Annotated in this window: 11 protein-coding genes; all 11 read left to right on the top strand. The window is 57.3% G+C overall.

Going from position 1 to position 12,464, the window contains the following annotated elements:
- Position 1: 1 nt before the first annotated feature.
- The 11 genes from pdxS (at position 2) to QP752_RS05155 (ending at position 12,458) form a co-directional block, all read left to right on the top strand.
- The gene (gene pdxS, locus QP752_RS05105; RefSeq protein ID WP_284804759.1) at positions 2 to 895 is read left to right on the top strand and encodes a pyridoxal 5'-phosphate synthase lyase subunit PdxS; all 894 of its coding nucleotides are present in this window, start codon (positions 2 to 4) and stop codon (positions 893 to 895) included.
- 41 nt (positions 896 to 936) lie between these two features.
- Positions 937 to 2,448, top strand: a complete 1,512-nt coding sequence (dop, locus tag QP752_RS05110; RefSeq protein WP_284804724.1) for a depupylase/deamidase Dop — start codon at positions 937 to 939, stop codon at positions 2,446 to 2,448.
- Complete coding sequence (locus tag QP752_RS05115; RefSeq protein WP_070362468.1) at positions 2,441 to 2,626, top strand: ubiquitin-like protein Pup; 186 nt, start codon at positions 2,441 to 2,443, stop codon at positions 2,624 to 2,626. The genes dop and QP752_RS05115 overlap by 8 nt, the downstream gene beginning before the upstream one ends.
- A complete protein-coding gene (gene pafA / locus QP752_RS05120) occupies positions 2,623 to 4,038 on the top strand; it encodes a Pup--protein ligase (RefSeq protein WP_284804727.1) in 1,416 nt (471 codons plus the stop codon). The genes QP752_RS05115 and pafA overlap by 4 nt, the downstream gene beginning before the upstream one ends.
- Positions 4,028 to 4,984, top strand: coding sequence for a YafY family protein (locus QP752_RS05125; RefSeq protein WP_070477132.1), 957 nt, complete (start codon positions 4,028 to 4,030; stop codon positions 4,982 to 4,984). Before pafA ends, QP752_RS05125 begins: the two co-directional genes overlap by 11 nt.
- Entirely contained in the window at positions 4,981 to 5,922 is a 942-nt protein-coding gene (locus tag QP752_RS05130; protein ID WP_252930890.1) for a YafY family protein, read from the top strand. The genes QP752_RS05125 and QP752_RS05130 overlap by 4 nt, the downstream gene beginning before the upstream one ends.
- Before the next feature lie 36 nt (positions 5,923 to 5,958).
- Positions 5,959 to 6,249 (top strand): Sec-independent protein translocase subunit TatA, encoded by a 291-nt coding sequence (gene tatA, locus QP752_RS05135; RefSeq protein WP_070362472.1) that lies wholly within the window; start codon positions 5,959 to 5,961, stop codon positions 6,247 to 6,249.
- A 115-nt stretch (positions 6,250 to 6,364) separates the two neighbouring features.
- Positions 6,365 to 7,282 (top strand): twin-arginine translocase subunit TatC, encoded by a 918-nt coding sequence (gene tatC, locus QP752_RS05140; protein WP_070362473.1) that lies wholly within the window; start codon positions 6,365 to 6,367, stop codon positions 7,280 to 7,282.
- Positions 7,283 to 7,286: 4 nt separating this feature from the next.
- Positions 7,287 to 10,061 carry an RNA helicase gene (locus tag QP752_RS05145; RefSeq protein WP_284804728.1) on the top strand — a complete coding sequence of 925 codons (2,775 nt, stop codon included), beginning with the start codon at positions 7,287 to 7,289 and terminating at the stop codon, positions 10,059 to 10,061.
- Between the two features lie 30 nt (positions 10,062 to 10,091).
- Positions 10,092 to 11,231 (top strand): Xaa-Pro peptidase family protein, encoded by a 1,140-nt coding sequence (locus tag QP752_RS05150; RefSeq protein WP_284804729.1) that lies wholly within the window; start codon positions 10,092 to 10,094, stop codon positions 11,229 to 11,231.
- 12 nt (positions 11,232 to 11,243) lie between these two features.
- The gene (locus QP752_RS05155; protein ID WP_284804730.1) at positions 11,244 to 12,458 is read left to right on the top strand and encodes a lipase family protein; all 1,215 of its coding nucleotides are present in this window, start codon (positions 11,244 to 11,246) and stop codon (positions 12,456 to 12,458) included.
- Positions 12,459 to 12,464: the final 6 nt, after the last annotated feature.

Raw genomic sequence — 12,464 nt, forward strand, 5'->3', positions numbered from 1 at the left:
GATGGAACCCATGACTGATTTTTCGAAACATGCAGAGTTGACCAACAGCTTGCGCGGCGGCGTCATTATGGACGTCGTGACCGCAGAGCAGGCGAAGATTGCGGAGAATGCCGGCGCCGTTGCCGTCATGGCACTTGAGCGAGTCCCGGCAGACATCCGTGCCCAGGGAGGGGTGGCGCGTATGTCCGACCCCGACCTCATCGAAGAGATCCTCGACGCGGTGGAAATTCCAGTCATGGCAAAGGCGCGCATCGGACACACGGTCGAGGCCGCGATCTTGGAGCATCTCAAAATCGATTACATCGATGAGTCCGAGGTGCTCAGCCCAGCTGACTATGTCAACCACATCGATAAGAACGCATTCGACACCCCCTTCGTGTGCGGTGCGACAAACTTGGGTGAAGCACTTCGCCGCATCAATGAAGGCGCGTCCATGATTCGTTCCAAAGGCGAGGCTGGTACTGGTGATGTCTCCGAGGCCACGAAACATATCCGCACTATCAAAGCCCAAATCGCAAAGCTGCAGGCTACGGTAGCGTCTAACCCAGATGAGCTCTACGTCGCGGCGAAAGAGCTGCAAGCCCCATATGATCTGGTGAAGTACGTTGCTGAACACGGCGAGCTTCCCGTTGCCCTGTTCACCGCTGGTGGCGTTGCAACACCAGCTGACGCAGCTCTGATGATGCAGCTTGGCGCTGACGGCGTCTTCGTTGGCTCGGGTATCTTTAAGTCCGAGCATCCAGAGAAGCGCGCGGAAGCTGTCGTTCGTGCAACCCGCAACTGGCAAGACATCGCCGAAGTCACAGCAGCTTCACGCGGCCTTGGCGAGGCAATGGTTGGCATTAACGTCAGCGATCTGCCTGCGCCGCATCGCTTGGCTGAGCGCGGCTGGTAAATGCCAGCACGGGAGGTAGCGTCGCGGTACAGTCGTGAGCCATGGGACGTTTCATGGGAACAGAAACTGAGTATGGCATCACGACTCCGAGCGACCCGACGCTCAGCCCGCTCATAACCTCGACGCATGCTGTCGTGGCATACGCTGCGATGCATACGAGTGCTCGAAGCCGATGGGACTACGCGGAGGAACACCCGCTGAAGGATGCTCGCGGATACGACCTCCAACGCTATCGGACGGTTCCTGTTGTCGACCCAAACGCGATTGGCGTGGCTAATGTGGTGACTACTAACGGTGCTCGGTATTACGTCGACCACGGCCATCCTGAATACTCCTCCCCGGAAGTTGATAACGCCTGGGACGCCATGCTGTACGACGCCGCTGGTGATCTCTACCTGCGGCAGTCCATGGACGACATCCGCGATCTCTGGGACGAAGGTATTTCGGTGCTTGACGGCGCCGCACCATGCCCACCCATTAAGTTCTACAAGAACAACGTCGATGGCAAGGGCCAGTCGTACGGCAGTCACGAAAACTACCAGTACTCACGCCACACTGACTTCGCAGCGGTGGTAGAGGGGCTCATTCCGTTCTTCGTCACTCGGCAGGTCATCGTTGGCGCCGGACGAGTCGGCATCGGGCGCGAAAGTGAACATGCCGGTTTCCAGATTTCACAGCGCGCAGACTACTTCGAGCAGGAAATCTCACTCGAAACGACACTGAACCGAGGCATCATCAACACGCGCGACGAACCACACGCTGACGCTACACAGTTTCGACGCCTCCACGTCATCATCGGTGACGCCAACATGAGCCAGTACTCCAACTTCTTGAAGATGGGCATGACCAAACTCGTGCTCGACGCAATCGAAGTTGGAGTGGACTTCTCGGACCTCACCATCCAGGACCCGGTTGCTGAGCTGCAACGCATCTCCCACGACCCAACGTGCACACACAAACTACTTCTTGCCAACGGTAGGCGCTGCACAGCAATCGAGGTGCTCCGGGAAATCCGAGATCGGGTGCAGGGGCTGCCAAACGAAGGGGACGTCGATAAGCGAGTGCTCGCTCTTTGGGCTGAAGTGCTCGATGATCTCGCAGTCGACCCACTGCGCACCGCGGATCGCCTTGATTGGACGGCCAAGTGGGCGCTTGTGCGCTCGTTCATGGACCGAGGAGTAGCCGCGGACGACCCAAAGTTGAAAATGATCGACATCCAGTACGCTGACATAGATCCTGCGAAATCGCTGTATCACGCACTCGTCCGAAAAGGATCGATACGGACGCTAGTAGGCGATGAGGAGATTACTCACGCAGCAAAGAACCCGCCGAGAAACTCCCGTGCATACTTCCGTGGCAAGGTAACCGAAAAGTTTGGGGAAGAGATCGCGGCATCAAGTTGGCAGTCCATCGTTTTCAGGATTGAGGATCGAATGGTCCGCGTGCCGCTCGACGATGTCAATGGCTGGACGTATGAGCAAACTGCCCAAATCATCAACCGCGCTACAACGGCATCGGAGCTGCTAAACGCGCTAGGGTATAAGCATGTCTAAGCAGCAACAAATGTTCGGTGGAGGAGACACCCCGGAACCGCAGAATGAAGAAGGCAACAGCGCCCAAGCCCAGGTCGAGGTGACAGGCACTGACGATTTACTCGATGAGATTGATGCCTTGCTTGACACGAACGCTGAGGAGTTTGTGCGCTCATTCGTTCAAAAAGGTGGCCAATGAGTTCCGAACACCCTGCGCTGTATGCGCGCCGAATCATGGGGGTAGAGACGGAGTTTGGGCTCGCCGCCTACGCACATGGGCAATCCATCCTTGGCCCGGAAGAGCTTTCGCGCTACTTGTTCCGGCCGGTAGTTTCGCGCTATCGGTCGTCGAATATCTTCACCCAGAATGGCTCTCGGCTCTATCTCGACGTAGGTGCGCACCCTGAAATCGCGACGCCAGAGTGCGACTCACTGATGCAGCTCTTGCAATACGACAAGGCTGGCGAGATGCTCTACCACCAGCTTGCGCTGCATGCAGAGGAAGCCCTTGCACAGGAGGGGACTCCGGCCCAGGTGTACCTGTTTAAGAACAACGTCGACTCACAGGGCAACTCTTACGGTGCACACGAGAATTATCTAGTGAGTCGAGAAATCGTCCTGAAGTCATTCAGCAAGCAGCTCCTGCCTTTTTTGATTACGAGACAGCTAATATGCGGCGCAGGAATGATCAATAAGGGCAAGTTTGTGCTGTCCCAGCGCGCCGACCAGGTGTGGGAAGGGGTTTCATCTGCCACCACGCGCACGCGTCCCATTATTAACACTCGAGATGAGCCACACGGAGATTCTCATCGATTCCGCCGAATGCACGTCATCGTCGGTGACTCCAACATGTCGGAAACTACGTTCGCGCTCAAGGTAGGCGCGACGCAGCTGGTCATTGAGATGCTCGAGGCTGGCTTCCCGATGCCGAACGTGGAGCTCGAAGATCCGATCAAGCATATTCGAGCGATTGCGCTCGACCCGACTGGCCAAACGCTCCTTACTTGTAAAGATGGTTCAACTGTTACAGCACTCGCGGTGCAGCAACAGATTCTTGACGCCGCCACAAAATGGCTGACACAACGGCCAGACGAGGGAACCTCAAACGAGGAACTCGGTCGGGTAGTGGAGCTATGGCAAAGAGTGCTGACTGCAATCGAGACGCAGGATTTCTCTGCGGTTGACACAGAGATCGACTGGGTGATCAAACACAAGCTCTTAGAGCAAGTTCGTGAAAAACTAGACACGGACTGGTCACATCCGAAATTGGCACAGATTGATTTGACCTATCACGACATCAACCCGGAGCGTGGTCTGTTCTACCTGCTGCAACGCAAAGGCCTCGCGGCGCGTTGGACTACCGACGCGGACATTCGAATGGCTGCTGAGCAGCCTCCTGCCACGACTCGCGCCGCGCTGCGGGGCAGGTTCCTCTCAGCTGCTCGGGACTACAACGCGGAGCACAACGTCGACTGGGTGCACCTGAAAGTAAACCGTCCAGAGCCTCGAACGCTCAAGCTTCTCGATCCCTTCGAAACCGAGAACGCTGACGTCGACGCCTTGATCCAATACATCGTGGACAACCATCAGCAGGAGCATCATGACACGTAGTGATGTAATGACTTCCCGGCAGCTGAACTTGGCGTTCGCGTTACTGGGGTCACCGCGTCCGAGGACACAGCAGTGGATTGCCAAGCACGTCGACGGATACGCTGATCGAACTCCAGAGGCCCTGGAGAAACTGATTAAGCGCGACGTCGACGACCTTCGCCGTGTTGGCGTGCCCGCAGAAACTCGAGCAGGCGAGGCATGGATCGAACACGATAAATATGAACTCGAGCCGCTCAACCTCACTGTTGAGGAGGCAACGGCGCTTGGTCTCGTAGTTGATCTCAGCCAGGCGGGACGCCTAGGCGCGTTTGCGCGATCCGGTTGGACAAAGATCGCGGCATCTGGCGTTACCAGGATGTTTGATAGCCCAACCATTGCGTTCGTCGACAACGACATCATCAACCTCGACCCTGATGTACTCAAGGCGGCCTTGGCTTGCGCACGCACCAAGACCCGCATGACGTTCGATTTTCAGCCAGCTCCAGGTACGTCGCTCCAGCGCCGAACGCTCGACCCGTGGAGCGTCGTACCTCTCAATAACAAGACTTACCTTGTTGGTTGGGACTGCGATCGCGGCCAAGAGCGCGTCTTCAGACTGATGAAGGTGAGCAACATCAGGAAGTCGAAGAATCAGACATCGTTTCACGACGCCACCAAGGACCCGCGTGACGTACTTCAGAACGTACTTCGTGGCCCGCTTGCCGATGCCGTGGTGGAAATTTCAGCTGGTGTAGGCGAGGAGCTATCGCTGCAAGGAGAGCGCTCAGAAGGCTCTGCAGCGGGTCTGGACCGGATAGCTGTCAGTGGGGTCGAACGCGACTGGCTCGTGCGCACTCTCGCGAGCCTTGCTCCGCATGTGCGCTCAATTACGCCGCCCGATATCCACGAAGAGGTATCTGCGCTCTTGCGCAAACAGCTTCGAGGACAGGAACGAGTTGAAGCATGAAGCAAGACACTGCTGTCGAACGCCAGGTGCGTCTGGCACGGCTTTTAAACCTGTTGTCATACCTGTCGCAGCACCCAGATCGTTCACCAATGGAAATAGCGCGGGACATCGGAACTGACGCGGAACAGGTGAAAAGCGACTTGGCGATGCTCCATTTGTCGGGAGTTGGCAATGGCCCCGGGGAGATGATTGATCTCAAACATTCGTGGACCGAGGTGACCGTCATTGACGACCAAGGTTTGAGTCGGCCCTTGCGTCTCACACCAACCGAGGCAAACACATTGTTACTACTGCTCGACTCATTCGAGACCATGCCAGGCCTGCTCGACCAAGCGGCGCTGAGTTCTGCAGCAGAGAAGTTGCGAGCTGTAGTTGGCAGTACCTCCGTGCTTGACGCGGATGGGGAGCAAAGCGATCAAGAATCCATCCTGGGGATACTTCAAAGTGGTTTGCAGCAAGGCGTTCAAGTGCAGGTGACATACTTTTCGCCTTCCTCCGATACGCTTCGTGAGCGCCAGTTGACCGGTATTCGGTTCTTTCACCAAGGTGGTCACACCTATTTCACGGCGCTGGATAGAGGAGAGGAGAAGAGCTTCCGAACTGACCGAATTCGTGAAGCTCGGTTGACCGAAGTTCCAGCCGACCGTTCTGCGGTGGGCAAGACGTTTGACGGCTCCGACCCGTTTGGCTTCGACTCCGAAAACATCGCTAACCTACTCGTATCTTCCGATGCGACATGGCTTGCGGACTACTGGGAAATCGAAATCGGTGATGCCTATGATGACGGACGGATTGAGGCAACCATGGTCTACGGGTCCGCGGACTGGCTTATCCGTTTCTGCCTTAGCCAAGGAGACCGCATCGAACTCATCGGTCCGCCAGAGCTGGCTGATGAGGCACGCCGTCGTGCGTTTTCCGGCTTAGAGGCATTAGAATAGCGGAGGACTCTACCCAAGCAGTGTGAAAGGAATCCAATGCCGAATTTAGGTTGGATGGAAATCCTCATTATTTTGGCCATCGTGCTGTTATTGTTCGGGGCAAACAAGCTTCCCGACTTGGCACGTTCGATGGGTCGCTCCGCCCGTATCTTCAAGTCTGAAGTCAAGGAGCTGCGCAACGACGACGAGACGCAAGCTACTCCGCAGCAGCCTGCGCAGAGCCAGGAACCTAAAGAAATCGCTCCTCCATCGAATCCACAGCAGCAAACAGGTCCTAACGCTCAGCAAAGCTTTTGGGACGCGCCTGAGAACCAGCACCGCCAGTAGCGTTTGTTGTTAAGGAATTCTTGGAGGTCGTAGTTCAGTGGGGCAACAGCAAGTTCCGCCTGCACAAAAGGCAGGTCGTCGATTTCGTCGGAAGCCAAAGAATGCTACCGGCGAGATGACGCTCGTTGAACACCTGAAAGAGCTACGACGCCGCGTCATCGTCTCGCTCGTCGCAGTGTGCGTCGGCACCGTTGTGGGATTCATTTGGTATCAGTCTGCGCCTTTTCACTGGTACCCACTCGGCGAAATCATTCGAGGCCCGTACTGCAACCTCCCGACTGAGCTTCGAGCAGACTTCACAGGTGATGGCAATTGTCGTCTCTTAGCGACGGGCCCCTTCGAAATGTTCATGCTGCGGCTGAAGGTAGGCGCGCTCGCTGGGCTCGTCATGGCATCACCAGTGTGGCTGACCCAAATTTGGCGATTCATCACGCCGGGGCTCCACAAGAATGAAAAACAGTACACATTCACGTTTGTGACGCTTGCGGTACTGCTCTTCGTGGCCGGGGCGATGCTTGCGTACTTTGTTTTGGACAAAGGACTGTACTTCCTGATGACGATGGGCAGCGAGGTGCAGATTGGCGCACTGTCTGGTGGAAGCTACTATAACTTTTTGCTCGGGCTCATCGTCGTCTTTGGTGTGAGCTTCGAAGTCCCCCTCATCATCGTGATGCTCAACGTCGCGGGCATCATTCGTTATGAACAGGTAAAGGATAAGCGCCGGATCATCATCGTTGGGATCTTTATCTTTGCGGCGTTTATGACACCCGGCCAGGACCCGTTCTCGATGGTCGCGCTGGCGCTCTCCATCACACTCCTCGTCGAGTGCGCATTCCAGTTCTGCAGGATCAATGACAAGCGCCACGCCAGGAACAGACCGGACTGGCTCGACCTCGACGACGACGAGTCCTCAGGACCTATCGACGCAGCTTCGCCCATCGAAAAGGCAGCACCGATTGGTAACGTAGCGGCCGTAGAGAAGCCAAAGCCCGTGCACACGTTTACCGAGGATCCCTTCAACGACGTACTGTAGGGGCATGTCCGCTTCCTCTGACTCGTTTCTCGCACAGTTTCAAGCCTCGAAGGATTTTCCGCTCGACCCATTCCAAATTGAAGCTTGCCAGGCACTCGAAGACGATCGGGGCGTGCTCGTCTGCGCCCCGACGGGATCCGGGAAAACCGTAGTCGGTGAGTTCGCCGTTGCGCTGGCGCTCTCGCGAGGCACAAAGTGCTTTTACACCACACCAATTAAGGCGCTGAGCAATCAGAAGTACCACGACTTCGTCGCGGCATACGGCGAAGAATCCGTTGGACTGCTGACAGGCGACGTGAGCATCAATGGTTCGGCGGACATCGTCGTGATGACGACAGAGGTGCTCCGAAACATGGTGTACGCGGAAGCACCTCGCCTGGACCGACTAACCCACGTGGTAATGGATGAAATCCACTTCCTCGCAGATCCGGAACGTGGACCTGTTTGGGAGGAGATCATTCTCAACTTGGACGACTCCGTCCAGATCGTTGGGCTTTCGGCGACTGTGTCGAACTCGGAAGAGTTCGGTGAATGGCTCAACACTGTTCGTGGCGATACGACCGTGATTGTTTCCGAAGACCGTCCGGTTCCGTTGAGTCAGTACATGATGGTTGGCAAGAAGGTCCTTCCATTGTTCGAGCCTGCCAACCCATCCTCCGAGCCCGAACTTAACAGGGCTTTGGCGCATCAGATCGCCCGTATCGAGTCTCGAACGACGGAAGAAGGCGCGGATGACTTTCATGAAGGTCGCGGGTTCCGTGCCCGCTCGAGTGGACGTCGCCATGGGAGGACGCGCCAACAAGACCGCTACCGCCCGGTTGGGCGGCCGGAAATTGTCGAGGTGCTCGATGGGCTAGAGATGCTTCCGGCAATTGTGTTCATCTTCTCTCGAGCGGGATGCGATGGCGCTCTCTACCAATGCCTCCGTTCGCGGAAGGAACTCACGACAGAAGAGGAACGTGCACGTGCCGCCGAGATCATCGACGCGGGTGTTGAAGGCATCCCGGAAGAGGATCTCAAAGTACTGAACTACCGGCAGCTTCGCAGCGCGTGGCTGAGGGGGTTCGCTTCGCACCACGCAGGGCTATTGCCCGCGTTCAAGCACATCGTCGAGCAGTTATTTGTGGAAGGGCTCGTCCGGGTGGTGTTTGCGACGGAAACGCTGGCCCTGGGCATCAACATGCCGGCCCGAACCGTCGTGCTGGAGAAGTTGGTCAAGTTCAACGGCGAGGGCCACGTAGACCTCACACCAGGGCAGTACACCCAGCTCACGGGGCGCGCCGGTCGGCGAGGGATCGATGTGCTCGGCAACGCTGTTGTGCAGTGGGCGCCAGCGATGGACCCGCAGTATGTAGCTGGATTGGCGTCGACAAGAACGTATCCTCTCATTTCACCGTTTGCTCCCGGCTACAACATGGCTATCAACATGCTTGCCATGAATGGTTTCGACGACTCCATTCGACTTATCGAGCAGTCATTTGCTCAGTTCCAAACCGACCGATCCGTGGTTGGCGAGGTGAGGGACCTAGAGCGGTTGGAAGGCAAAGTTGCTCGACTTCGCGCCCAATTATCCCGCGATATCTCTTCGTACGCGCCACCATCAGATCACGCGATTGAGGACCTGTTGGAGTACTTGGACATCCGACATGCTCTCAGCGTGGAGGAGAAGAAAGCACGGAGAGACGCGCTCGACAACCGGCACACCGAGGTCGCCCGCGTGCTGGCCCGACTGGAAGTCGGCGAGATCATCGCGCTTCCTGGTAAACGTCAACCGGAGCTCGCGGTCGTGGTTCAGCCCGCCGGCAGACACGACGATCCGCGCCCCTGGGTCACCACCGAGCGCGGCTGGTCGAGCCGCATCAACGCTGATTTTTTCAAGAACACTCCGCTCGTCGTAGGACGAATGAAAGTTCCGCGGCATACGCGGGACCAACCACGCAGATTTGCGAAAAAGATCGCAAGCCAGCTTCGCCACGCCCCGGTGCATGCACCAAAGCGACTGCGTGAGAAAGCCCGGTATCGCACTCCAAAATCCGTCACCAAACTTCGCGAGCAACTTCATGCGCACCCCGTCCACTCATGGCCGGCCACGGACCGCGAAATGCTGGCCCGAGTAGGCGAGAAGCTTGCCCGGGAGCAGCGCGCACTTGACCGGCTGAGCAGACAAGTAGACAACGCCACCGACACACTTGGCAGAACATTCGAGCGCTTGATCGGGCTCCTGCAAGAACTCGACTACGTGGAGCTCGTGGAAGGCGAATTCCAAGTCACTGATGAGGGCGAGCGTTTAGCAAAGCTGCACAATGTTTCGGACCTTCTCGTTGCGCAGTGCCTAAAACGCGGGATCTGGGACGAGTTGGACCCCGCCGAGCTCGCCGGTGTCGTCTCGATGGTCGTGTTTGAGAACCGCCGTACCACGGGAGGCTCCCCGGAGGCCGCTACAGAGCCAATGGCCCACGCAATGAATGAAACGATGCGTGTGTACGGCGAACTCGTTTCCGATGAGCAGCGCCACAAGCTTCCACTCACCAGAATGCCAGACCCACATTTCTCACTCGCGTTGCACCAATGGACCGCCGGCGCACCGCTTGGGTACGCGCTTGCAGCCGCGGCAGAATCTGGCGCGGAACTGACCGCGGGCGACTTTGTCCGATGGTGCCGGCAGGTGATCGACCTGCTAGAACAGGTGAAGAAGGTCGGCTACAGCGATGAGATTCGCAACAATGCGAACCGCGCGATAGAAGCTATTCGACGCGGTGTAGTGGCAATCGGGAACTAGTGCGAGTACTAGTGCGCCTACGATGGGCGTATGACTTTCTTCGGAAGCGATACATTTGAACGTCGTCGCGCAGCAGCCTGCAAATTTCTTGCGGCAAATCACCTGCGCGCCGTGATCATCGGCCCTGGCCCGGAATTTGAATACCTGACCGGTACACAAATCGATACGCACGAGAGGCTCTCCGCTATCGTGCTCACCGATGAAGGAAACGCTACCGTTGTCCTCCCCAGCACCGACGCGGGCTCCTTCCCCTCAGACGACCCGGCGCTCATCCCCATTGGGTGGCACGATGGCGAAGACCCCTATGAAATTGTTTATAAACTCATCGCATCGCCTGCCGACAGCGCAACGCCTCCGATCATTGGCCTGGGCAGCACGCTCACCGCGGATCACGTGCTGGCTTTGCAGCGATACCCATTCAAGACCTGTCTTGCGCAGGACGCATTGTCTAGTCTGTTTATGGTCAAGGATGATGACGAGATTGCGCAATTGGCTCAGGCCGCCGAAGCAATCGACCGCGTTCATGCCCTCGTTCCCTCGCTACTTACCCCAGGTATTACCGAGCGCGCTGTGGCCGACGCACTGCACACGGCGATCCTGGAGGAGCACACCGCAGTAGACTTCATCATCGTCGGTTCTGGCCCCAACGGCGCAAACCCTCATCACGACTTCTCCGATCGAATCATTGAAGCAGGGGACATCGTCGTCGTCGATATCGGAGGGACGATCGCGAGCGGCTACCACTCCGACTGCACGCGAACGTATCTTGTCGAAGGAGCACCGGGTAGCCAAGAGCAGCTCGATGCCTACAAAGTGCTTTTGCAAGCGCAACAGGCAGCTTGCGACGCCGCTCGGCCTGGAATGCGAGCAGAAGAGCTCGACGCGGTTGCGAGGAACATTATCTCCGAGCACGGGTACGGCGAGTGGTTTACGCACCGAATCGGGCACGGCATTGGGTTGGCTGGCCACGAACCGCCGTTCCTGGTCACCGGCAATGATCTCGTCCTAGATGAAGGAATGGTCTTTTCCATCGAACCAGGAATTTACAAACCAGGCAGCTGGGGAATGCGTATCGAGGACATAGTGCATCTTCAGGCAGACGGTGCACACGCGCTGAACACCAGGCCAAAGACTTTGCAGCCCCACCCGCGAGACACTCCGAAGATCTAGGAAAGCACATACATGGAGTTCGGCTTAACTCTTCGCACACTGCTGCCGCTTAGCGTTGACCTCACGCATTCACATCCGATCACGGATGCGGAGTATGGCAAAGCAACCTGGGCAGTCGGCGCTAGTCCTGGCACATTGTTGCAAGCAACGCCGATCCGTCCTATAGGGCTGCAGTACAGGCTCAATCGTGCCAACGCATTCAGAATTGAATACACCACGACCGACGAGCGGGAACGCGTGATGTCTGCTACCGGCGCGGTGTTCCTCAGCAAGCGTCCCTGGCATGGCAATGGACAGCGTCCAACCGTCGCGTTCGCCCCCTCCACCCAAGGCGTTGCCCCGGCATGTGACCCTTCTTACTCCTGCACAGTGGGACTTCGACTTCGACGCAAACCACTGGACCTTATCGCTGCCTACGAGCAGCCTGCGATCAACATGTTGCTCGCCGCGGGAGCGAATGTCGTGTTGACGGACTATCCACGAGATCCCGAAGACAATGTGCAGCTCTATTGCTTCCACCGCGCAGCAGCCCACGCACTCGCCGATGCAGTTCGCGCCAGCGTAGGCCTAGGCTGCAGCGTCGAAAAGCTTGGTCTCTGGGGTTTTTCTCAGGGCGGGGGCGCCGCAGCTTCATGGTTAGAGCAACCCGAGTACGCGCCGGAACTACATCTGCGTGCCGCAGTCGTCGGAGCACCACCTGCAGATCTGCTTGCGATGCTCGACCGCATCGATGGGACGCTTCCGTCCATCATGATTCTTTACGCAGTCGCCGCCCTTCTAGCATCCGACCCAGAGATCACGGAAGAGCTGATGCCCCACCTCAGCCCCGTTGGTATGTCCGCTGTCATCCTTGATGCGAACATCTGTGCAGTGGGCGCGGTCCTCCGACATGCTTGGGCAAGCACCGTACACTGGACGGCAGCAGGTATCCCAATGTCTACGCTCCTCGAGGATCTTCCGAAAACAGCCGCAGCGCTCGACGATCAAGCATTAGGTACTCGTACACCACTCGATATCCCACTCAGACTGTGGGGCAGTAAGCACGACGACATCGTCCCGTGGCAAGTGGTCGCCGAACTAGGGGAGAGGTGGGATAGACCCGTTCAAATGCGAAAACTTCCCAAGCTTCCGGGAAGAACTGGCATCAACCACTTCGCCCCATACTTCCAGCACCTCCGAAAGGACGTCCTGTGGCTATTAAGCCAGCTAGAATCCTCAGGCAAGTAACCGTGT

Origin of the sequence: Corynebacterium sp. UMB10321 (genome assembly GCF_030228725.1) — a bacterium.
In the GTDB taxonomy this organism is placed as follows: domain Bacteria; phylum Actinomycetota; class Actinomycetes; order Mycobacteriales; family Mycobacteriaceae; genus Corynebacterium; species Corynebacterium pseudogenitalium.